20 protein-coding genes and 2 pseudogenes are annotated in these 21,958 nt (G+C 42.5%); 12 read left to right on the plus strand and 10 right to left on the minus strand.

The window, feature by feature from the left end:
* Nucleotides 1–22 precede the first annotated feature (22 nt).
* Entirely contained in the window at nt 23–1,054 is a 1,032-nt protein-coding gene (locus PSI06_RS06190) for a methionine synthase (protein WP_273603226.1), read from the plus strand.
* A gap of 146 nt (nt 1,055–1,200) precedes the next feature.
* On the opposite strand, the gene PSI06_RS06195 is transcribed toward PSI06_RS06190, so the two are convergent.
* Both PSI06_RS06195 and PSI06_RS06200 read right to left on the minus strand, forming a co-directional pair.
* Nucleotides 1,201–1,566 carry a hypothetical protein gene (locus tag PSI06_RS06195; protein ID WP_273603227.1) on the minus strand — a complete coding sequence of 122 codons (366 nt, stop codon included), beginning with the start codon at nt 1,564–1,566 and terminating at the stop codon, nt 1,201–1,203.
* A 95-nt stretch (nt 1,567–1,661) separates the two neighbouring features.
* Nucleotides 1,662–1,973 carry a hypothetical protein gene (locus PSI06_RS06200; protein ID WP_029772268.1) on the minus strand — a complete coding sequence of 104 codons (312 nt, stop codon included), beginning with the start codon at nt 1,971–1,973 and terminating at the stop codon, nt 1,662–1,664.
* 283 nt (nt 1,974–2,256) lie between these two features.
* Here PSI06_RS06200 and PSI06_RS06205 point away from each other — a divergent pair.
* Nucleotides 2,257–2,517 (plus strand): annotated as a pseudogene (locus PSI06_RS06205) (transposase); the annotation flags it as partial.
* Between the two features lie 311 nt (nt 2,518–2,828).
* Here the strand turns inward: PSI06_RS06205 and PSI06_RS06210 are convergent.
* Nucleotides 2,829–3,083 (minus strand): annotated as a pseudogene (locus PSI06_RS06210) (transposase); the annotation flags it as partial.
* A gap of 248 nt (nt 3,084–3,331) precedes the next feature.
* On the opposite strand from PSI06_RS06210, the gene PSI06_RS06215 reads away from it, so the two are divergent.
* The gene (locus tag PSI06_RS06215) at nt 3,332–3,994 is read left to right on the plus strand and encodes a DUF4145 domain-containing protein (protein ID WP_273603228.1); all 663 of its coding nucleotides are present in this window, start codon (nt 3,332–3,334) and stop codon (nt 3,992–3,994) included.
* 172 nt (nt 3,995–4,166) lie between these two features.
* Here the strand turns inward: PSI06_RS06215 and PSI06_RS06220 are convergent, their stop codons facing one another.
* The 7 genes from PSI06_RS06220 to PSI06_RS06250 all read right to left on the minus strand — a co-directional run bounded on the left by PSI06_RS06220 (nt 4,167) and on the right by PSI06_RS06250 (nt 11,878).
* Nucleotides 4,167–4,937, minus strand: a complete 771-nt coding sequence (locus PSI06_RS06220; protein WP_273603229.1) for an SDR family oxidoreductase — start codon at nt 4,935–4,937, stop codon at nt 4,167–4,169.
* Nucleotides 4,938–4,946: 9 nt separating this feature from the next.
* Nucleotides 4,947–5,846, minus strand: a complete 900-nt coding sequence (gene mmsB / locus PSI06_RS06225; protein WP_273603230.1) for a 3-hydroxyisobutyrate dehydrogenase — start codon at nt 5,844–5,846, stop codon at nt 4,947–4,949.
* A 10-nt stretch (nt 5,847–5,856) separates the two neighbouring features.
* Nucleotides 5,857–7,008 (minus strand): enoyl-CoA hydratase/isomerase family protein, encoded by a 1,152-nt coding sequence (locus PSI06_RS06230; RefSeq protein ID WP_273603231.1) that lies wholly within the window; start codon nt 7,006–7,008, stop codon nt 5,857–5,859.
* On the minus strand, nt 7,008–7,793 hold the full coding sequence (locus tag PSI06_RS06235) for an enoyl-CoA hydratase (protein ID WP_055253520.1): 786 nt from the start codon (nt 7,791–7,793) through the stop codon (nt 7,008–7,010). The genes PSI06_RS06230 and PSI06_RS06235 overlap by 1 nt, the downstream gene beginning before the upstream one ends.
* A 10-nt stretch (nt 7,794–7,803) precedes the next feature.
* Nucleotides 7,804–8,961, minus strand: coding sequence for an acyl-CoA dehydrogenase family protein (locus tag PSI06_RS06240; RefSeq protein ID WP_054982474.1), 1,158 nt, complete (start codon nt 8,959–8,961; stop codon nt 7,804–7,806).
* A gap of 141 nt (nt 8,962–9,102) precedes the next feature.
* Nucleotides 9,103–10,593, minus strand: a complete 1,491-nt coding sequence (locus PSI06_RS06245; RefSeq protein WP_273604998.1) for a CoA-acylating methylmalonate-semialdehyde dehydrogenase — start codon at nt 10,591–10,593, stop codon at nt 9,103–9,105.
* Nucleotides 10,594–10,696: 103 nt separating this feature from the next.
* The gene (locus PSI06_RS06250; RefSeq protein WP_273603233.1) at nt 10,697–11,878 is read right to left on the minus strand and encodes a thiolase family protein; all 1,182 of its coding nucleotides are present in this window, start codon (nt 11,876–11,878) and stop codon (nt 10,697–10,699) included.
* 330 nt (nt 11,879–12,208) lie between these two features.
* On the opposite strand from PSI06_RS06250, the gene PSI06_RS06255 reads away from it, so the two are divergent.
* The 9 genes from PSI06_RS06255 to PSI06_RS06295 all read left to right on the plus strand — a co-directional run bounded on the left by PSI06_RS06255 (nt 12,209) and on the right by PSI06_RS06295 (nt 21,784).
* Nucleotides 12,209–12,643, plus strand: coding sequence for a MerR family transcriptional regulator (locus PSI06_RS06255; protein WP_273603234.1), 435 nt, complete (start codon nt 12,209–12,211; stop codon nt 12,641–12,643).
* Nucleotides 12,644–12,691: 48 nt separating this feature from the next.
* On the plus strand, nt 12,692–13,867 hold the full coding sequence (locus PSI06_RS06260) for an isovaleryl-CoA dehydrogenase (protein WP_273603235.1): 1,176 nt from the start codon (nt 12,692–12,694) through the stop codon (nt 13,865–13,867).
* Nucleotides 13,868–13,877: 10 nt separating this feature from the next.
* The gene (locus PSI06_RS06265) at nt 13,878–15,485 is read left to right on the plus strand and encodes a carboxyl transferase domain-containing protein (RefSeq protein WP_273604999.1); all 1,608 of its coding nucleotides are present in this window, start codon (nt 13,878–13,880) and stop codon (nt 15,483–15,485) included.
* A 13-nt stretch (nt 15,486–15,498) separates the two neighbouring features.
* Entirely contained in the window at nt 15,499–16,269 is a 771-nt protein-coding gene (locus tag PSI06_RS06270) for an enoyl-CoA hydratase/isomerase family protein (RefSeq protein ID WP_004587898.1), read from the plus strand.
* An 8-nt stretch (nt 16,270–16,277) separates the two neighbouring features.
* Nucleotides 16,278–18,269: an acetyl-CoA carboxylase biotin carboxylase subunit gene (locus PSI06_RS06275; protein WP_273603236.1), complete on the plus strand. Its 1,992-nt coding sequence runs from the start codon at nt 16,278–16,280 to the stop codon at nt 18,267–18,269.
* Entirely contained in the window at nt 18,269–19,171 is a 903-nt protein-coding gene (locus PSI06_RS06280) for a hydroxymethylglutaryl-CoA lyase (protein WP_273603237.1), read from the plus strand. The genes PSI06_RS06275 and PSI06_RS06280 overlap by 1 nt, the downstream gene beginning before the upstream one ends.
* A 45-nt stretch (nt 19,172–19,216) precedes the next feature.
* Complete coding sequence (locus PSI06_RS06285) at nt 19,217–19,915, plus strand: CoA transferase subunit A (RefSeq protein ID WP_004587895.1); 699 nt, start codon at nt 19,217–19,219, stop codon at nt 19,913–19,915.
* Nucleotides 19,916–19,930: 15 nt separating this feature from the next.
* Entirely contained in the window at nt 19,931–20,587 is a 657-nt protein-coding gene (locus tag PSI06_RS06290) for a 3-oxoacid CoA-transferase subunit B (RefSeq protein WP_004587894.1), read from the plus strand.
* A gap of 315 nt (nt 20,588–20,902) precedes the next feature.
* Nucleotides 20,903–21,784: a LysR family transcriptional regulator gene (locus tag PSI06_RS06295; protein ID WP_004587893.1), complete on the plus strand. Its 882-nt coding sequence runs from the start codon at nt 20,903–20,905 to the stop codon at nt 21,782–21,784.
* The last annotated feature ends 174 nt before the right edge of the window (nt 21,785–21,958 follow it).

Below are 21,958 nucleotides of genomic sequence, written 5' to 3' on the forward strand. Positions count from 1 at the left end.
TTAATAAAGGGTCACTCTTATTATGAAAACATTATTACCTACATCTACAGCTGGCAGTTTACCAAAGCCCTTATGGCTTGCAGAGCCAGAAACCCTTTGGTCGCCGTGGAAGCTTCAAAACAACGAACTTATTGAAGGCAAAAATGACGCCCTGCGCATTGCACTTCACTCACAACAACTCGCTGGTATTGACATAGTGAGCGATGGCGAGCAAACACGCCAACATTTTGTAACTACATTTATAGAGCACCTAAACGGTGTTGATTTTGAAAAACGAAAAACGGTAAAAATACGCGACCGTTACGATGCAAGTGTTCCAAGCGTAGTTGGCCCTGTTAGCCGCCAAAAACCTGTATTTGTAGAAGACGCTAAGTTTTTGCGCTCGCAAACTAACCAACCTATAAAGTGGGCACTACCCGGCCCAATGACCATGATAGATACACTTTATGACGACCACTACAAAAGCCGCGAAAAACTAGCCTGGGAATTTGCCAAAATACTCAACCAAGAGGCCAAAGAACTAGAAGCCGCAGGCGTTGATATTATCCAATTTGATGAGCCCGCGTTTAATGTATTTTTTGATGAAGTAAACGATTGGGGCATTGCCTGTTTAGAGCGCGCAATTGAAGGGTTAAAATGCGAAACTGCTGTGCATATTTGTTATGGCTACGGCATTAAAGCTAACACCGATTGGAAAAAAACACTTGGCAATGAATGGCGCCAGTACGAAGAAGCCTTTCCTAAATTACAGCAATCAAATATTGATATTATCTCACTTGAGTGTCACAACTCACACGTACCTATGGACTTACTTGAACTGATCAGAGGTAAAAAAGTAATGGTAGGCGCTATTGATGTAGCCACCAATGAAATAGAAACACCCGAAGAAGTAGCTACTACTTTACGCAAGGCCCTACAGTTTGTAGATGCCGACAAACTCTACCCCTGCACAAACTGCGGCATGGCCCCGCTTTCGCGCGAAGTTGCAAACGCTAAGCTTAATGCATTGAGTAAAGGCGCGGAAATAGTAAGAAAAGAGCTATTAACGCAGTAAAGCTTGCTTTAAAACCAGCTATGTAATTAAAACCTGCGCACTTATTTTAAAATTAAGTGCGCTAATACGTATAGCTACAAAGGGGCTTGCAAGCTCAAGCGTATGTTTAGCAAAGTTGATTCAGGGTGCTAATTAGCTTTACTAAATTAAATTAAAATTTGTATGTAAAATATTATCATTGCAACAGTAATAAACGTAAGAAGTCCAATAACCACAGTCCGCTCAGGAATAGAATGAACTATCAGTGATGGCATTTTTTTAAAAACAGGAAAAGTTGGAAAAAAGAAAACTGAATGCTTTTCAAAATTTTTATATTTATCCCACACCTTTGAGAAAAACAGCTTGATACCTGAGAGATACATCAATACAAAGGTTGAAGCCCCAAGCACTTCTAGCATGGCCATAAGTTCAATACTTACCATTATTTCTGGCCCAGCTAATAGCATGACTATGATTACCGCTAAAGCGTGCCAAACCCCCTTTGACATCGCTATTTTTATCCTATCAAACACCAAATTTTCCTTGTAAAGCTAACGAGCAGTGACGTAGCTGCATAATTGCGAAGAGCCGCTGCGTTACTGTCCCAGTGAACGTGTTTAGCGTTTTGTTATATGCCGTTTTTTCTACGTCCATCTTCATAAAGAACAAAACAGTCTGCACTAATTTTACGAGACTGTTTTTGTACTTCGCACTCTAGTAAAGCTCTTTTGTTGGCGAGTTCTTGATTCGGATATCCATACCCATAGCCACTTACCCATGCGCCGTCTTTTTCCACGGCAACTGCATAAGCTTTCTGATTCCTATAATTTAGATATCTTTTTATATCACTATCCATTTCCGTTTTTGTAGCTTCTGGAATTGATTTTGTAGCGCAAGAACAAAGAACAACTATTGATAATGGTATTAGAAAAAGCTTCATTGTTTAAAACTCCTTTTTAGGCATATGATGAGCCTGTAGATTAACTCGTTATTAAATTTGTTTTTATTGATTAACAAACCATAGCTGAGTTCCTATTTTGGTTCAATTGATTACTGTATTTTTACGCAGAATATTAAAGTGTTTGATATTGTTTTAATTGGCGTTTTGAAGGGATTACGAGTGTTTGAGTGGCTTTTATTTAGGGTAAAAGGGGGTAATCTCCCCAAAAAATAATAGAAGCCAAATGTAGAATTTTCTCTTATTGTAAACACAGGAGAAGATTATGAAAAAAACACATTTTACAGACAGCCAAATCCTTGCCATTTTAAAACAAGCAGAAAGCGGCGTGTCTATTCCTGAGCTGTGCCGCGAACATGGCATGGGCAATTCAACCTTTTATTAATGGCGCGCTAAATACGGCGGTATGGATGCGTCTTTAATGACACGAATGAAAGAACTTGAAGATGAAAATCGTCGTTTAAAGAAATTGTATGCTATAGAGCGGTTAAAATCTGATGTTATTCAAAAGACAATGGCAAAAAAGTGGTGAAGGCTTCTGAGTAAATTATTAAATCAGAAAATTATTAAATCAGAAAATTATTAAATCAGACACAAATTATTAAATCAGACACAAATTATTAAATCAGACACAAATTATTAAATCAGATACCCACTATAAATCAGCGAACTGAACTATGTCACTAAACATTCTCCTCGGGTGCCGAATTAATTTTTTATTACTTGGTCACTTTTATTTCATCCAATAAATAAGTCAGTGGCATTCTCAAACCTGAATTACACGCATGAAAATAACTGCAAGATTGCAGTTTTAATTTTTACTGAATAATTTTTAATTTATGCGAGTAGCTTTTCGCAATTGCTAATATTTGAACGCCGTTTGCGCTTTAAATTTTCACAGTAACTTGCTTGTGAAGTGGGCTTCCCTACTGCACCATGAAATACGCGCGTAAATTGTGTGGTAAGTTTTAACCAGTTTTCTGGCGATATATTAAGCCTTACTAGCAAAGGAATGGTTATATTATCAATATGCCCGCGTTTATCCTCTCGCATTATTAGCCCTGTTAGCGCAACAAGCTCTAGTCTTGTTTTTTATACTAAATAAAAGCTACTCTCTAATTGCGTGAAGTGCAAAATTTAAGATGGGTGTCTCGTTAATAATTCCGCCATATTCATCATGCCGGTAGTAAATCAATTTAGGGGACTAGGTAACACTTTAAAATTGTTTGCGGCTGGGACTTTCGAGCTGTTCTATTAATTTAGAATAAAAAGGCTTGCTAATACAATGGGTGTGATAAAATTATTTTTATGCTAAACAAACAAAAAATTAAGGTTCTTATATGAAATGTCCACATTGTAAGTTAGATATTCATCTTCAGCCTCATGTTAGTGAATTAATGGAAAGTAAAGAAGGTTATTGGTTTGATCGCTTTGGCACATGCCCTTCTTGTGGAAATATAATAATTGATTTAATAGTTTCTGAAGGGATTAACCGCCACTTTAATTCTAAGCCTGATGGCAATCAAAAAGTTTTTAGGGCTTACCCACAAACTACTTCTTTTGATGAACCAAATGAGGTAGTCCCAGAATATTTAAGAAAGGATTTTATTGAAGCAAGTCTTATTATAACACTTAGCCCTAAAGCTAGTGCCGCTCTAAGTAGAAGATGTCTTCAGACAATATTAAGAGAAAAGGCCAATATTAAAAAAGGAAGCTTAGATAGAGAAATACAACAAGCTATGGAACATCTACCATCACATATAGCAGGCGCAATTGATGCTGTAAGAAATATTGGTAACTTTGCTGCTCACCCTATGAAAAGTAATTCAACAGGTGAAATAGTTGAGGTTGAAGTAGGAGAAGCTCAATGGAATTTAGATGTTATAGAGTCATTATTTGATTTTTATTATGTACAGCCTAGTTTATTGGCACAAAAGCAGGAAGCGTTAAATAAAAAGTTAACAGATATAGGTAAGCCGCCTTTGAAAACTAATACAATTTAGAACGCGAAAATGTTCAACGTTTTAATACAGCGGGTATCCTACTCATGTAGTACAACAAAGTGCCAACGGGGTTATGAGCCCTTTTTCAAGATTATCAATCTCCCCGATTTAAAACAAAAAAGCACAGCCCACAAGCGCCATGCTTTTTAAATCAATTTTAACCCAGTTCGGTTTACAAACGAATACCGCCGTCTATTTCAACCACGCGACCGGTGAAAAAGTCGTTTTCGATTATGTACTGTGCGGTATGGGCAATTTCGTCGCTTTCGCCTAAACGCCCTACGGGTGTTACTGCCAGCATGCGCTGTTTGGCTTCGGGTTTCATGGCGTCGGTCATGGCGGTACTTATTACACCTGGTGCAATAGCGCCTACGCGTATACCAAAACGGCCAAGCTCTTTAGCCCACGTGGTGGTAAGTGCCACTACGCCAGCTTTTGATGCCGCGTAGTTTGTTTGGCCTATGTTACCTGCGCGCGCTACACTCGACATATTAACTATTATGCCGCCTTTGCCTGATTCAATCATGTGGCTTGCAGCTTCGCGCCCTGCTAAAAATACGCCAGTGAGATTTACATCAATCACTGATTGAAATTGCTCAAGGGACATTTTTTTAACCACTTTGCCGTCTTTAGCTTTTATAAACATGCCGTCGCGTAAAATACCGGCGTTGTTTATAAGCACACCAATGTGGCCAAAATCGCTATTAATGGTATTAAATACGTTTTCTACTTCGCTCTCAACAGTTACGTTTGCGGCGTAGCCTTTAATAGTGCCAGATACACCTTCAAGCTGTGTGAGTTCTTCGCATGCGTTGTTTAACAGCTCTTGCGCCATATCTATAAGTGCGATGTTAGCTCCCATAAGGGCAAATTTTTTCGCCATTGCAAAGCCTAAGCCTTGTGCGCCACCGGTTATTACTACCGTGTTATTTTTAATTTCCACGCCTTGCTCCTACTTAGAAAACAGTTTAAAAATGGCGCTAAAATCATCACTGCCAGCACCTTGGTGCTGTAGCATAGTGTATAAATTTTTAGCCATTGAACCCATTGGGGTTGAAGAATTACTTTGCTGCGCGGCTTCCATGGCAAGCCCTAAATCTTTTGCCATTAAATCGACCATAAAGCCCGGTTTGTAATCATTGCTTGCAGGGGCTGTATCCATTACGCCTGGACATGGGTTGTAAAGCTCAAGCGTCCAGTTACGGCCAGAGCTTGCAGTCATAATGTCGCTGAGTACTTTTGCATCTAGCCCATTATTAATACCCATTTGCAAGGCTTCGCTCGTACCTGCCATTAAAATACTTAACAGCATGTTGTTGCATATTTTTGCAACTTGTCCTGCGCCAATATCGCCTGCATGAAATATGTTTTTACCCATATCATTAAGCACAGGTTGTGCGGTATTAAACGCGGCTTTATTACCACCAACAATAAACGTAAGCGTGCCTGCGGTTGCTCCAGCAACACCACCCGATACCGGTGCATCTACAAAGCTAATACCCTGCTCGCCAAGTGCGCTGCCAACCAAACGGGCCGACTCTGCATCTATTGTTGAGCAATCTATTACTAAGGTGTTTTTGCTAAGCACATTAATTAAGCCGCTATCGTCGTTATTGCCCAAATAAAGTGATTTAACATGTTTGCCCGCAGGTAACATACTAATAAGTATATCGGCATTGGTAGCACATGCATTTGCATTTTCAGCTGCGTGTGCACCTTTACTTGCAAGTTCATTTAAGACCGACTGGTTTAAATCAAATGCTGTAACATTATGGCCGGCTTTAATTAAATTAGCCGCCATAGGGCCGCCCATATTACCTAAGCCGATAAAACCAATATTGAGTTTAGTCATCGTCTTTCCTTTATGTGTGTGTTGGGGTGTCTAAGCCATTGAGAGGGTGGTTTTCGTCAAAACGGTTAGCAAAAAAGCTCTCTATTATGGCTTGTGGTACATCATTCAGTGTTTTGTATTGCCAATTAGGCGCGCCGTCTTTATCTATTAATAGTGCTCTTACGCCTTCTTGAAATTCACCTACTTCGCCAGCGCGTACCGACATACCCAGCTCCATTTTAAAACACGCTAGTAAGCTTTTGCCTTTACTGGCTTTTAGCTGCTCACTTACTAGCGCGCAACTTAGTGGGCAACCATGCTTAAGTGACTTTTGGGCGCGTTGCAGCCATTTATCGTCTGTAGCTAGGCCTAAAATATAATCAACTTGTTCTTGTAGCGTATTAAGCTCAGCTAATTTTTGAATGGTTGCTAAGTTAGCTTTAATATTGCCTTTGGGCATACGCGCAGATTGGTTATCTAAATCGGTTAATAATTTAGTCAAACGCTCATGATTTAAACTTGCGGTTTTGCCCCACTTAGCCGCTAAAATTTGCGCTAGCATGGCATCATATTTAGTGCTGTCGATAAAGTGATCGGCAAGCGATACAAAGCGTGCATCTTCACAATTAATAGAGGCCGATGTTAACCCTAAAAATAGCCCCACACCTTGTGGCATTTTATGCAAAAAGTAACTACCGCCTACATCTGGGTATAAGCCTATGGTTTGCTCTGGCATAGCAATGCGCGATGTTTCGGTTACTACCCGGTGGCTAGCACCGGCCATTAGGCCTAAACCGCCCCCCATTACTATGCCGTGCCCCCATACTAAAAATGGTTTTTCGTAGCAATGAATAAGATAGTCCAGCTGGTACTCTAGGGTAAAAAAGTCTTCCACTAAGCTTGTTGGTTTACCTTGCGCCATTGCATGATGCAGGCTGACTACATCGCCACCGGCGCAAAATGCTTTATCCCCTGCGCCTTTTAACAATACCATTGCAATTGCATCATCGCTTTGCCAAGCACGCAGCTGCGGCTCGAGTAATTTGATCATGTCAAAATTAAGGGCGTTTAATGCTTTAGGTACGTTGAGTGTAATAAGCCCAATTAAGCTGCCGTTTGCTGCACTTGCCGTTTCAAATAGCACGGGGTCGTCGGCATTATTTAATAACGTTAAATTACTCATTAGCCATTTACCCAATTTGCGCGGCGTTTTTCTAAAAAGGCATTAACGCCCTCTTGTTGATCTTGTGTATCAAACAGCCCAACAAACAATTCACGCTCAAGTGGTAATACGCTTGCCATAGGTTGATGGCGGCCTTTTTGTATAAGCGTTTTACATGCAGCTACCGAGCTTGGGCTTTGCTCGCTTACTTGATTGGCAAGTTTTAACGCCGCTGCAAAGCTTTCGCCTTGTGGGACTACTTCTTCTACTAAGCCAATTTGCAGGGCTTTATCGGCTTTTAAGCGCTCGCCACATAAAATCATGCGTTTTGCCCAGCCTTCACCTACAAGCCATGCTAAATTTTGCGTGCCACCCGCGCACGGTAATAAACCCACTTTTGCCTCTGGCAGTGCCATTTGTGCTTGCTCTTCTGCTATGCGTATATCACATGCAAGCGCTACTTCTAGTCCGCCGCCCATGGCATAACCGTTAATGGCCGCAACCGACACCCCTGTAAAATTAGTCAGTGCTTCAAATGCTTCGCCAAATACACGCGACATATCAGCGGCAACGCCTTTATCGCCACTAGCAAATACGTTTAAATCGGCACCGGCGCTAAAAAACTTTTCGCCTTCGCCAGTAAGCACTAAGGCATAAATATTTTTGTTGTTATTAAGCTCGTTAACTTTGTTTTTTAAATCAATTAAGGTGTCTTTTGTCCAGGTATTAGCTGGTGGGTTAGACATAGTTAAAATAGCAACATGGCCTTCGGTAGTCAGTTCAATACTCGGGTTAGATTGTGACATAACTTGCTCCTTATAAAACGTCGCTTGCAGACTCGGCTAAAATACGGCGCGCTATAATTACACGCATAATTTCGTTAGTGCCTTCTAAAATTTGATGAACGCGTACATCACGTACATGGCGCTCAAGCGGGTATTCTTTTATGTAACCGTAACCACCATGTACTTGCAGTGCCTCGTTACACACGTTAAAGCCAACATCGGTGGCAAAACGTTTAGCCATGGCGCAGTAGGTAGTTTTTTCACTATCGCCGGTATCAAGTTTAAATGCCGCAAGCCTTACCATTTGGCGCGCAGCTACAAGCTCAGTGTTCATATCGGCAATTTTAAATTGCAACGCCTGAAACGCAGCCAAAGGCTTACCAAATTGAGTACGCTCTTTTAAGTACTCTTTTGCCGTGTTTAGCGCAGCTTGTGCTGTACCAATTGAGCACGTGGCAATATTAATACGCCCGCCATCTAGGCCTTGCATGGCAAATTTAAAGCCTTCGCCCTCTTTACCTAATAAGTTATGCGCCGGAATACGCACATCTTCAAAACTAATTAAGCGTGTTGGTTGTGCATTCCAACCCATTTTCTCTTCTGCTTTACCGTACTCAACGCCTTGTGCGTCACCAGGGACTACAAATGCCGAAATACCCGCAGCGCCTTCGCCACCTGTACGTGCCATTACTACTAATACTTCGGTTTCGCCCGCACCCGATATAAACATTTTTGAGCCGTTAATAACGTACTCATCACCTTCAAGCACAGCTTTTGTTTTTAGTGATGCTGCATCTGAGCCCGCCCCTGGCTCTGTTAAACAATAAGAGGCAAGTAGCTCGCCCATTACTAGTTGTTCTACGTATGCATCTTTAACTGCATCTGTACCAAAACTTGCTACCATCCACGTAGCCATATTATGAATAGTTAGCATGGCCGTTGTAGCTGTACAGCCCATCGCAAGCTGCTCAAATATAATGCTTGAATCTAAGCGTGATAAACCAAGGCCGCCGGCTTCCTCTGGCGTATATAAACCGCAAAAGCCAAGCTCGCCCGCCGCTTTAATCGTATCTTTAGGAAAAATATGCTCGCGATCCCACTTTGCTGCATGTGGAGCAAGTTCTGATTCTGCAAATTGGCGTGCAGTTTCTGCAAAGGCTTGTTGATCTTCTGATAAGTTAAAGTCCATGGTAGACCTCTTTAATTGTGTTGTTAGTGTGTCCCATTAGGGTAAATGAGTGAAGAGCGGCAAAGGCTGATGTGTGTGTTCTAGTTGCTTGTCAGCGGATTTAGCCTTTGCGCCCTTCTTTATTATTATTTTTGAGTGTGTTTATTTTAAATTAATGCTCATGTTTGGACCTGAAGCGATGTCATCTTCAAACCAACGTGAAGTAATGGTTTTAGTTTCTGTGTAAAAACGTATACCTTGCTTACCATAAGTGTGTGTATCGCCGTAAAACGAGCCTTTCCAACCCGTAAACGAGAAAAACGGCAACGGCACCGGAATAGGCACATTAATACCCACTTGGCCTACTTCAATTTCGTGTTGAAATTTTCGAGCCGCAGCGCCACTTGAGGTAAATAACGAGGTACCGTTGCCGTACGGGCTTTCGTTAATAAGGGCAATTGCCTCATCAAGCGTATCTACAAACATACAGGCAAGCACAGGGCCAAATATTTCTTCTTTGTATAAGTCCATTTCTTTCGTCACATCGGTAAATAATGTTGGGCCAACCCAGTTACCTTGATCAAAGCCCTCTACTGTGTAGTTTGAGCCATCAATTAAACAGGTGGCGCCTTGCTCTTTACCGCTTGCTATAAGCGATAAAATACGCTCTTTTGCTGCTTTTGATGTTTGTGGGCCGTAGGCTGCGTCTTTGTCATCCCACACGCCTGGGCGTACGTTTTCAAAGCCTGCTTTTATTTCATCAACCCACTCACTTGCTTGGCCTACAAACACAGCCACCGAAATACCCATACAACGCTGGCCTGCTGCACCAACCGATGCGCCAACTAGGTTATTTACCACGTGCGATTTACTCGCATCTGGCATAATAACCATGTGATTTTTAGCACCCACACAGGCTTGTACGCGCTTAAGGTTTTGTGTGCCTTTAGAATAAATATAGGCACCTACACCACACGAGCCCACAAACGAAATTGCACGTACGGCTTTGTCTTCTAATAAGCGGTCTACTTGTGGTTTTGTACCATGAACCACTTGTAATACGCCTTTTGGTGCGCCGGCTTCAATAAATAGCTCAGCTAAACGCATTGGTGTGAGTGGGTCTTGCTCAGAGGGTTTTAAAATAAAGGTGTTACCACATACAATAGCTAGCGGAAACATCCAAAGAGGGATCATCGCCGGAAAGTTAAACGGCGTAATGCCTGCACACACGCCAAGGGGCTGCATGTAAGAATAGGTATCGATTTTACGAGCAACGTTTTCCATTGTTTCGCCCATCATTAGTGACGGTGCATTTGCAGCTTGTTCTACTACTTCAATACCGCGCCATACATCGCCTTTTGCATCTTCAAACGTTTTACCTAGTTCGTGGCAAATAATGGTCGCGAGCTCATCGTGGTGCTCTTTTAACAGCGCCGCGAATTTCATCATAATGCGGGCACGCTCGGTAATGGGCACATCTTTCCATGTTTTAAATGTTTCTGAGGCCGAGGCAATCGCTGCATCCATTTCTGAGTCGGTAGTGCATGGAACTTGCGCAAGTACTTCTTGGTTTGCTGGGTTAATTACATCAATAAGCTCTTCAGAAGCCGACTGAACAAATTCGCCATTTATGAGTAGTGGAACTTGGTGCATGGGTAAATCCTGTTGTTAGTGTGTTCTTTTAAAAAATGGCACCGTTTTGTTATTAGTATGAGTACGGTGCATTTTAGTTGCTGTTAGTTAATTAACTTTTTTGTTAGTAAGCCTCTACAGCCATGGCTACAGCTTCGCCGCCGCCAATACATAAAGACGCAACTCCTTTTTTAAGGCCACGGTTTTTAAGTGCGTGAATAAGCGTGACTAAAATTCTCGCGCCGCTGGCACCAATTGGGTGGCCAAGTGCACACGCCCCACCGTTTACGTTTACTTTGCTCTCATCAAGTTTTAATTCGTTAATAGCGAGCATGGTCACCATGGCAAAGGCTTCGTTAATTTCCCACAGGTCAACATCAGCGGTTGTCCAGCCTGCTTTTTCAAGCACGCTGTTCATAGCGCCCACAGGTGCTACTGTAAACTCACTTGGTTTTTGAGAGTGCGTGCTGTGCGCTACAATTTTACAAAGCGGTGTTAAGCCTTGCTCTTTTGCTTTTGATTCGCTCATTAATATAAGCGCTGCGCCACCATCAGAAATTGACGATGAATTAGCCGCAGTGATGGTGCCGTCTTTTTTAAAGGCAGCACGCAGGCTTGGTATTTTTTCTGGGCGGGCATTACCGGGTTGCTCATCAACCGATACGGTTACATCGCCTTTGCGAGTTTTTATGGTGTGCGGCGCAATTTCGTTTTCAAAGCTGCCGTTTTCAATTGCCGCATTAGCTTTACTCAACGAGCCCAGTGCAAACTCATCCATTTGCTCACGGCCAATGCCGTACTCATCGGCAGTATCTTGTGCAAAACAGCCCATTGCTTTGTTATCGTAAGCATCTTCTAGGCCATCGCTCATCATATGATCTTTAATTTCGCCGTGGCCCATACGCATACCGCCACGTGCTTTAGGTATAAAATACGGTGCGTTACTCATGCTTTCCATGCCACCAGCAATTGCACTGCTAATTGAGCCCGCTTTAATTAAGTCGTTTGCGAGCATGGCGGCTTTTAAACCAGAGCCACATACTTTATTAATGGTGGTAGCACCCGTGCCCAGAGCAAGGCCTGCTTTTAACATTGCTTGGCGTGCTGGCGCTTGGCCAAGGCCCGCTGGCAATACACAGCCCATAATTACTTCATCTATTGCATCATTTGCTAAACCAGTTTGTGCAAGCGCACTTGCAATGGCGGTTGCGCCAAGCTCGGTAGATTGTGCATCGGTCAATGCGCCCATAAACCCGCCCATTGGCGTACGCTTTGCTGCTACAATTACCACTGATTCTAAAGTCATAATTAACTCCGTTGTATTTATATGCAAATAGTTGTTAGAATATTTGCTCTATTAATTTAATATTCATTTATTGTTTAACACCCTTACACAATACTAACGTTTACGCTAACGTCAACTAAAAAGCGTTTAATTTTTAGTTTTAAAAGTGTAAGCATTATTTTCCAGTAACGGCGAAGTGAACAATTAATAAAAATAAACTATTGAATATTAATAATATAATTTAACATTTCACATCAACACTCCTTTATAAATAGTTTCACACCATACCAAGCTTTACCTTTACGTAAACTTCACTTATATTGGAGTTATTCGAATGAGGTAAACACAACTATGAAACCAGATAACCAAACAAACTTTGCAAGTTCTGCAAAAGCGTCAAGCAGTAACGATCAAACCTTTAGTATTAGCGATTTAGCTAAAGAGTTTGATATTACCACCCGCTCTATTCGTTTTTACGAAGACCAAGGTTTAGTAAGCCCAGAGCGTAATGGTCAAACCCGTATTTATTCAAAACGCGACAAAGTTCGCTTAAAACTAATACTGCGTGGCAAACGCTTAGGCTTTACATTGGCTGAAACAGGCCGTTTGTTTGAACTGTACGACGCTGATAAATCAAGCGCTAAACAGCTGGTGACTATGCTCGATTTAATTGCAGAGAAAAAAGCCGACCTTTCTCAGCAAATGGACGACATAAAAGTTGTGCTTATGGAATTAGTGACAGCGGAGCGCCGCTGCAGAGACACACTTAATAAAATAGACGAGTAGCCTATTTTAATAATAAAAACACACTGACAACACACACAGGAATGAATCATGAGCACTATTTCACTTTATAAAGAGATGAACTTTGGCCTTGGCGAAACCGCCGATATGATCCGCGACCATGTAAATAGCTTTGCAAGCCAAGAAATTGCGCCACTGGCTGAACAAACCGATATGGACAACGCGTTTCCTAATCAGCTTTGGCCGCAAATGGGCGAAATGGGTGTACTAGGCATGACCGTTTCTGAAGACTTTGGCGGTGCAGGCTTAGGTTACTTAGAGCATGTAATAGCCATGGAAGAAATTAGCCGTGCGAGTGCATCAATTGGCTTAAGCTATGGTGCGCATTCAAACTTGTGTGTAAATCAAATTAACCGTAACGGTAACCAAGCACAAAAAGAAAAATACTTACCAAAGCTTATTAGCGGCGAACACATTGGTGCCCTTGCCATGAGCGAACCAAATGCAGGCTCTGACGTGGTATCAATGAAACTTAAAGCTGAAAAAAAAGGCGATAAGTACATTTTAAATGGCAATAAAATGTGGATCACCAACGGCCCCGATGCACACACATTTGTTATTTATGCAAAAACAGATTTAGAAGCCGGCGCTAAAGGCATTACCGCATTTATTGTTGAAAAAGACTTCTTTGGTTTTTCTACCGCGCAAAAGCTAGACAAGCTTGGTATGCGTGGCTCAAACACGTGTGAACTGGTGTTTGAAAACTGCGAAGTACCCGAAGAAAACATTTTAGGTAACCTAAACGAAGGCGTTAAGGTACTAATGAGCGGCCTAGATTACGAACGTGTAGTACTTGCTGCAGGCCCCCTTGGCATAATGCAAGCCTGTATGGATATTGTTGTACCGTACATTCATGAACGTAAACAGTTCGACACCCCTATTGGCCAATTTCAGTTAATTCAAGGCAAAGTAGCCGACATGTATACGCAAATGAACGCCGCGCGCTCATACGTTTATACCGTTGCAAAAGCATGTGACCGCGGCGAAACCACCCGTAAAGATGCCGCCGGCGCCATTTTATATGCTGCGGAGCTTGCCACTAAAATGGCGCTCGATGCCATTCAAATTTTAGGGGGTAACGGCTACATAAACGAATACGCCACAGGGCGCTTATTGCGTGATGCCAAACTATACGAAATTGGTGCTGGCACATCAGAAATACGTCGCATGCTTATTGGCCGCGAACTCTTTACCGAAAGCCGTTAAGGATTAAATTATGACGATATTAAAATCGAGCGTTAATCCGCACGACCCTACTTTTGTGCAAAATCACAAAAACATGGCAGCTTTGGTTGATGATTTACATAGTAAAGTAGCCACCATTAGCTTAGGTGGCGGCGCTGCATTAAAAGAGCGTCACGAAGGCCGAGGTAAGTTATTTGTACGCGACCGTATTAGCACTTTATTAGATGAAGGCTCACCGTTTTTAGAAATTTCGCAATTTGCAGCCTTTGGTGTGTACGAGCAAGAAATTGCCTGTGCAGGTGTAGTTGCCGGTATTGGCCGTGTTAAAGGCATTGAATGCATGATCATTGCAAACGATGCCACGGTAAAAGGCGGTACTTACTTTCCGCTTACCGTTAAAAAGCATTTACGCGCGCAAGATATAGCCGAGCGCTGCCACTTACCCTGTATTTATTTAGTTGATTCGGGCGGTGCCAACCTGCCCGAGCAAGACGATGTATTCCCTGATAAATTACATTTTGGGCGTATTTTTTATAACCAAGCCCGTATGTCGGGTAAAGGTATTCCTCAAATTGCTGTGGTAATGGGGTTATGTACTGCCGGTGGCGCATACGTACCCGCTATGGCCGATGAAAGCATAATAGTTAAAGAACAAGGCACTATATTTTTAGCCGGCCCGCCACTTGTAAAAGCAGCGACCGGTGAAGTAGTCAGCGCCGAAGAATTAGGCGGCGCCGATGTACATTGTAAAACATCGGGTGTGGCTGACCACTTTGCAGAAAATGACGAGCATGCGCTGTCTATTGCCCGCCAATGTATTGAGCGTATTAATTACACGCGCCCTACAGCCCCTCTTTTAGAGGATGTAAAACCGCCACGTTACGATATAAACGAGCTTTACGGCATTGTAGGCACTGACCTTAAAAAGCCGCTTGATGTGCGTGAAGTTATTGCCCGTACGGTTGATGATTCATCGTTTGATGAATTTAAACGCTACTTTGGTGAAACGCTGGTCACAGGTTTTGCCAGCATTTACGGTAACCCTGTAGGCATAGTGGCTAATAACGGCATTTTATTTAGTGAGTCGGCGCAAAAAGGCGCGCACTTTATTCAACTATGTGCACAGCGCAATATTCCTTTAGTGTTTTTACAAAATATTACCGGCTTTATGGTAGGTAAAAAATACGAAGCTGAAGGCATAGCAAAGCACGGCGCTAAAATGGTGATGGCGGTTTCGTGTGCCGATGTGCCTAAATTTACGGTGCTAATTGGTGGCTCTTATGGCGCTGGTAACTACGGTATGTGTGGTCGCGCATTTGAACCCACCATGATGTGGATGTGGCCCAATGCCCGAATTTCAGTAATGGGCGGTGAGCAAGCCGCAGGTGTAATGGCGCAAGTTAAACAAGATGGTTTAGCCCGTAAAGGCCATAGCATGAGCGAGCAAGAAGTTAGCGATTTTAAAAAGCCAATTATTGATCAGTACGAAGAGCAAGGTCATCCGTATTACGCAAGCGCCCGCTTGTGGGATGATGGCATTATTGACCCTGCCGATACCCGAAACGTATTAGGCCTTGCCTTAAGTGCAGCTAAAAATGCACCACAGCAAGACTCTAAGTTTGGCGTATTTAGAATGTAACCGGAGCGCAAAAATGTCAGTAACACTACAAATAACAAAATCTAATGTGGCTGTACTTGTTTTAAGCCGAGTTGAAAAACGTAACGCATTTAATAGTGAAGTAATACACGAGCTAATTCAGTGCATAGAGCATGCAAATACGCTCGATATTCGCGCTTTGGTTTTAAAAACTGAAGGCAAGCACTTTTCTGCCGGTGCCGATTTAGCCTGGATGAAATCAATGGCTGATAACAACTACGCCGATAACTTGGCCGATTCTATGCAGCTCGCTAAATTAATGCAGGTACTAGCCGCCTCTCCTCACCCAACCATATGTGCTGTACAAGGCGCTGCATTTGGTGGGGCATTAGGCTTAATTGCATGTTGCGATATTGCCTTAAGTAAAGACGATGCGCAGTTTTGTTTAAGCGAAGTAAAGCTAGGGCTTATTCCTGCGGTAATTAGCCCGTATGTAATTAAAGCCATTGGTGAGCGTGCCGCGCGCCGCTACTTTTTAACTGCCGAGGTGTTTGATGCCCACACAGCAAAACAACTTGGTTTGGTTCATCAGGTGACCGGTAATTTAGACTGTGCCCTTGATAACATGCTGCAAACATTAATCGATAACGGCCCAGTCGCTGTAAAAGCCGCTAAATCATTAATTAACGATGTAGCAAATAAGCCTATTAATGATGATCTTATTGAACTCACGGCCGAACGTATTGCAAATATTCGGGTATCGGACGAAGGCCAAGAAGGACTGAGCGCCTTTTTTGATAAACGCCCTCCCGCTTGGCAACTGTAGGACTAATTATGAACATACACACATTAACAAAGATACTCATTGCCAACCGTGGTGAAATTGCATGCCGTATAATGCGAAGTGCAAAGCAAATGGGCCTAACAACGGTCGCTGTTTACTCTGACGCCGACAAACACGCACAACATGTAAAAATGGCTGATGAGGCCTACCACATTGGCCCTGCACCAAGTAAAGACTCATACCTTGTAACAGATAAAATTTTACAGGTTGCAAAAACAAGCGGTGCCGACTGTATACACCCTGGGTACGGTTTTTTATCTGAAAACAGCGAATTTGCTAACGTCTGTGAAGCTAACAACATTGCGTTTATTGGCCCACTTGCAAGCAGCATAGAAGCCATGGGCTCTAAAACCCGCGCCAAAGAAATTATGGCCGCGGCAAATGTACCATTAGTGCCAGGCTATTACGGGGATAACCAAAACTCTACTTTTTTACAATCTGAGGCTGAAAAAATTGGTTACCCCGTGCTCATTAAAGCGGCCTTTGGCGGCGGCGGTAAAGGCATGCGCGTTGTTGAGCAAGCCAAAGACTTTATAAGTGCGCTTGAAGGCGCACAGCGTGAAGCTATTGCGGGCTTTGGTAACGACTTAGTACTGCTTGAGCGCTATGTTAACCAGCCTCGCCATGTTGAAGTACAAGTTTTTGCCGATAACCACGGTAACTGTGTTTATTTAGGGGATCGTGATTGTTCCCTGCAGCGCCGTCATCAAAAAGTAATTGAAGAAGCCCCAGCGCCTGGTTTGTCTGACGAACTACGTAAAGAAATGGGTGAAGCCGCAGTACGCTGTGCCCTTGCAATAAACTACAGAGGTGCAGGTACGGTTGAGTTTTTACTGTGTGGCGATGAGTTTTTCTTTATGGAAATGAACACGCGCCTACAAGTAGAGCACCCTGTAACCGAAATGGTAACCGGCGTAGATTTAGTTAATTGGCAAATTAATATTGCCGCTGGGCAAACACTGCCGTTAACGCAATCAGATATACAACTCCAAGGCCACAGCTTTGAAGCGCGTATTTACGCAGAAGATCCAAGTAACGACTTTATTCCCTGCTCGGGCACAATAGAAGCGTTAAGCACACCACTTAACAGTGAGTTTGTACGTATTGATACCGGTATTGCACAAGGCGATGAAATAAGCCCGTTTTACGACCCTATGATTGCAAAACTGATTGTGCATGATGATAACCGAGAGCAAGCATTATCGCGTTTACGCCAAGCACTTGAGCAATTTCACTTAGCGGGTTTTAGCACTAACATTGGCTTTTTACACAACTTAGCAAGCCACCCTACATTTGCTCAAGGTGCGCCAAGCACCCACTTTATTGCCGAGCAAGGCGATGCATTGGTAAGTGTTGATAGCGCCGCGCTTGAAAAAGCACAACTAATTGCAGCCTTTGCCTACCTTGAATCGCTTGGTGCTAAAAAGGCAACTCAGCAAAGCGCAAGCCCGTGGCAACAACTCATTGGTTTTACGCTTAACGCACCACAAAAAGTGGATGTACCATTTACAGACTTAGCTATAAGCGCCGTTAAAACTAAAACGGGTTATGTTGTAACGCATAATGATAAGTCGTTTGATATAGCAGGCTTTGTAAACCAAAACGTATGTAATGTGTTTATTAATGGGGAAAAATTTACCGCCCATGTTAGCCACTTTGATAACAGTATTAGCGTGATGTTTGCTGCGCTGCAAATTAAGCTTGCTTTAAACACTAAACATTACATTAGCAGCCATGAAAGTGACGCCCTGCCCCTTGCGGCGCCACTTAATGGCACTGTGGTTAAGCATTTAGTTGATGTAGGCAGCACCATTACCAAAGGCGATGCCGTAGTGATTATTGAAGCCATGAAAATGGAATACACGCTCAATGCTCCTCATGATGGTATTTTACAAAGCTACTGCTTTGATGAAGGCGAATTAGTTTCGCACGGCGCTTTATTAGCAATTGTAGAAGACACCACGGCGCAGGAGGCATCGTGATGGCTGCTTTTCCAACTGAAGTTAAAATTGTTGAAGTAGGCGCGCGTGATGGCCTACAAAACGAAAAATCAGTCACTGCAGCTGATAAAATTTCATTAATAAATGCACTTAGTGACGCGGGCTTAAAAAATATTGAAGCCGGTGCTTTTGTATCGCCTAAATGGGTGCCACAAATGGCCGATTCAGCCGAGGTGATAACAGCGCTTAATTTACCCCATGTAAATTTAAGTGCGCTTACACCCAACTTAAAAGGCGCGCAAGCAGCCCATGCCGTTGGCATAAAAGAATTTGCCATATTTACCGCGGCAAGCGAATCGTTCTGTCAAAAAAATATAAATTGCAGTATTGATGTGAGTATTGAGCGTTTTAGCGACGTTATGGCATTTGCAAAAGCCAATAACATACGTGTACGCGGTTATGTAAGTTGTGTACTCGGTTGCCCTTATGAGGGAGAAATAGACCCCCATAAAGTACTTAGCGTTTCGCAAAAGCTTTTAGATTTAGGCTGCTACGAAATAAGCCTTGGCGATACCATAGGTGTTGGCACTGCAAATAAAGTTACCCAGCTTTTAACACTTTTGCTTGAGCATATTGATAAATCAAAACTGGCGGTGCATTTTCATGATACCTACGGGCAAGCGCTCACAAATATTTACGCAGCGTTAAGCTTAGGTATAGCAACGGTTGATGCCGCTGTTGCAGGCCTTGGCGGCTGCCCTTATGCCAAAGGGGCGTCAGGAAATGTTGCCACCGAAGATGTGGTTTACTTACTCAATGGGCTTGGCATTGAACATGGAATTGATTTACAAAGGTTAAGTAGCGCTGGTTGGAAAATTACACAAGCACTTGGCAAAACGCCTGTAAGCAAAGTTTCAATTGCATTAGGCAACACACAAAAATAATAGCTTAACTTGCCAAATGGCAGTTAATACAATGAGGAGAGTCTCATGGCCGGTTTTGATAAAGTGGTTTCTAGTTACGAAGCTGCAATGGCAGGGTTAAAAGACGGCGATACCGTTATTGCTGGCGGCTTTGGCTTATGCGGTATTCCTGAGGGCTTAATTAAACAAATTAAGGCAATGAACACCAAAGAGCTAACCGTGGTTTCTAACAACTGTGGTGTAGATGACTTTGGATTAGGAATTTTACTTAAAGATAAACAAATTAAAAAAGTAATTGCCTCATACGTTGGCGAAAACGCCCTGTTTGAGCAGCAATTACTAAGCGGTGAAATAGATGTAGAGCTTACCCCGCAAGGTACCTTGGCTGAAAAAATGCGTGCTGGTGGTGCAGGTATTCCTGCATTTTATACCGCTACAGGTTACGGTACGCCCGTTGCAGAGGGTAAAGATGTAAAAGAGTTTGACGGTCGCCCTTATATTTTAGAAGAGTCGATCACCGGTGAGTTTGCCATTGTAAAAGCGTGGAAAGCCGACCGATACGGTAATTTAGTATTTAGGCACACTGCCATGAACTTTAACCCAATGGCCGCAACAGCAGGTAAGATTACCGTTGCCGAAGTAGAAGAAATAGTAGAGCCCGGTGAACTTGAGCCAAGCCAAATTCATACCCCAGGCATTTTTGTAAATCGCGTTATTAAAGGCGACTTTGAAAAACGCATTGAACGTGTAACAACACGAGATTAAGCAGGAGCATAGGTTATGGCATTATCACGTGAACAAGTTGCAATGCGCGTTGCACAGGAACTACAAGACGGCTTTTACGTTAATTTGGGCATAGGAATTCCGACACTCGTCGCAAACTATGTACCTGATGGTATTGAAGTTATGTTACAGTCAGAAAATGGGCTTTTAGGTATGGGTCCCTACCCAACAAAAGCCGAGCTAGACGCAGATATGATAAACGCGGGTAAAGAAACCGTGACAGCTGCCACAGGTGCAGCCATATTTAATAGTGCAGATAGTTTTGCCATGATACGGGGTGGTCATGTAGACTTAACCGTTCTGGGTGCATTTGAAGTAGACCAAAGCGGCAACATTGCCTCGTGGATGATCCCCAAAAAGCTGATAAAAGGCATGGGGGGCGCAATGGATTTAGTCGCTGGGGCAAAGAATATTATTGTTACTATGACCCATGCCAGTAAGCATGGTGATTCTAAATTATTAGAGTCTTGCACATTACCGCTAACGGGCGTTAATTGCGTTAAAAAAATAGTAACAGATTTGGCCGTACTTGAAGTTAAAGACGGCGCATTTCATTTACTCGAGCGCGCTCCGGGCGTATCGGTTGATGAAATAATTAGTAAAACAGCAGGTAAATTACTTGTTGACGGTGAAGTACCAGAAATGGTTTTTTAACGCTTTACCATGTACCGACCTCATTCCCAGTGCCAATGGCGCTGAGTTACCCAAAATCCCTCGCAAGAGGGATTTTTTTTGCCTGCCATAAACTTTTTTTCAGTTTTAATACAGTTGTAGTAAATATTATCTATAATACAAATAGCTTTTAATGTAAGCGCTTAGATTATTTGCACTAATTTGTGGATTGTCTGCACCTTTTTTGTGAACTAGTGCTATATTTAAAATTAAACTATTGATATTATTATGTTAAATTATTGGTTCGATTATTGCCTATTAAAGGCGTCTTAAATTAATTAAACAATTCTGGAAAACATGCAAACTCCTATTCGAGGCCTCCGCTCTTTTTGCTTTGCAGCAAAAAGCCTAAGTTTTAAACATGCAGCTAAAGAGCTGTACTTAACGCCCTCTGCGGTAAGCCATCAGATAAAACAACTTGAAGAACAACTGGGCATTGAACTCTTTCAACGCCAAACCCGATCCATTAGTTTAACGGCTGCGGGTAAAAACTTTTTTGATGCCATTTCGCCTATTATCTATACGCTTGAAAACACCATCAACGAATTCAGTCAATTGCAGCAAAACACTAATATAACCATTACGCTGCCTGAATTTTTTGCCAGTGAACTACTTATGCCTAAATTAAGTGAGTGGACATCTGAGCACCCTAATATAAATTTACAAATGGATACGCTCAAAACCCGTAAAGAGCTAACCCGTCACAGTGATTTATCGATTGTTTTATCCTCAAGTAAACCCACTGAGGGCCTTACTACAGAGCTATTTAATCTTGAATATATACCTGCGTGTAACGAAAAACTGTTAAAACAGTGGAAAGACGATCACTGCCAAGCATTAAACCAAGTACCATTAATCCTTCACAAAGCAAGGCCGTGGGCATGGCACCAATGGGCTGAAAAAGCGGGTATAGATGACTTTTCGCCTACGCAAATTATACAAATCGATAGTATGTTTGGGGTCGCTCGTGCAGCGCAACAGGGCATTGGCATTTCACTTATACCGCTGCCTATTAGCCAAAGCTGGTTTGATGAAAAATGGCTTTATAAATTATTTCAACAGCCCCTTACCACCAAAGATAAATACTATTTAGTACAGCATGAAGCTAATTCGCCAAATCCCGCGCTAGATTTATTTGCTAAATGGGTTGTATCTACATTTAGCAACATTCAAGGTTAGTGTTGCCTTAGTAAATGCAATTTACATTTTTGGTTTGATTACGCCAATTTTAATGTGTGCAGCACGTAGCAAGTGCTAAAGCTGCACACAGTAAACTGTAAAGCTCCTTCTTTTTTACTTTCCTGAAGCTTAACAACACCGTTTAGTGATTTATTATTAATTAAATATTTTTAT

Source organism: Pseudoalteromonas sp. GABNS16E, assembly GCF_028598715.1.
GTDB classification, from domain to species: Bacteria; Pseudomonadota; Gammaproteobacteria; order Enterobacterales; family Alteromonadaceae; genus Pseudoalteromonas; species Pseudoalteromonas atlantica.

Coding starts and splice junctions, on each gene's coding strand:
- PSI06_RS06240 (WP_054982474.1), bottom strand. CDS start 8,961: ATGGACTTTAACTTATCAGAAGATCAACAAGCCTTTGCAGAAACTGCA.
- PSI06_RS06280 (WP_273603237.1), top strand. CDS start 18,269: ATGGCTGCTTTTCCAACTGAAGTTAAAATTGTTGAAGTAGGCGCGCGT.
- PSI06_RS06295 (WP_004587893.1), top strand. CDS start 20,903: ATGCAAACTCCTATTCGAGGCCTCCGCTCTTTTTGCTTTGCAGCAAAA.
- PSI06_RS06255 (WP_273603234.1), top strand. CDS start 12,209: ATGAAACCAGATAACCAAACAAACTTTGCAAGTTCTGCAAAAGCGTCA.
- PSI06_RS06245 (WP_273604998.1), bottom strand. CDS start 10,593: ATGCACCAAGTTCCACTACTCATAAATGGCGAATTTGTTCAGTCGGCT.
- PSI06_RS06235 (WP_055253520.1), bottom strand. CDS start 7,793: ATGTCACAATCTAACCCGAGTATTGAACTGACTACCGAAGGCCATGTT.
- PSI06_RS06260 (WP_273603235.1), top strand. CDS start 12,692: ATGAGCACTATTTCACTTTATAAAGAGATGAACTTTGGCCTTGGCGAA.
- PSI06_RS06190 (WP_273603226.1), top strand. CDS start 23: ATGAAAACATTATTACCTACATCTACAGCTGGCAGTTTACCAAAGCCC.
- mmsB (WP_273603230.1), bottom strand. CDS start 5,846: ATGACTAAACTCAATATTGGTTTTATCGGCTTAGGTAATATGGGCGGC.
- PSI06_RS06290 (WP_004587894.1), top strand. CDS start 19,931: ATGGCATTATCACGTGAACAAGTTGCAATGCGCGTTGCACAGGAACTA.
- PSI06_RS06270 (WP_004587898.1), top strand. CDS start 15,499: ATGTCAGTAACACTACAAATAACAAAATCTAATGTGGCTGTACTTGTT.
- PSI06_RS06230 (WP_273603231.1), bottom strand. CDS start 7,008: ATGAGTAATTTAACGTTATTAAATAATGCCGACGACCCCGTGCTATTT.
- PSI06_RS06275 (WP_273603236.1), top strand. CDS start 16,278: ATGAACATACACACATTAACAAAGATACTCATTGCCAACCGTGGTGAA.
- PSI06_RS06215 (WP_273603228.1), top strand. CDS start 3,332: ATGAAATGTCCACATTGTAAGTTAGATATTCATCTTCAGCCTCATGTT.
- PSI06_RS06285 (WP_004587895.1), top strand. CDS start 19,217: ATGGCCGGTTTTGATAAAGTGGTTTCTAGTTACGAAGCTGCAATGGCA.
- PSI06_RS06265 (WP_273604999.1), top strand. CDS start 13,878: ATGACGATATTAAAATCGAGCGTTAATCCGCACGACCCTACTTTTGTG.
- PSI06_RS06200 (WP_029772268.1), bottom strand. CDS start 1,973: ATGAAGCTTTTTCTAATACCATTATCAATAGTTGTTCTTTGTTCTTGC.
- PSI06_RS06250 (WP_273603233.1), bottom strand. CDS start 11,878: ATGACTTTAGAATCAGTGGTAATTGTAGCAGCAAAGCGTACGCCAATG.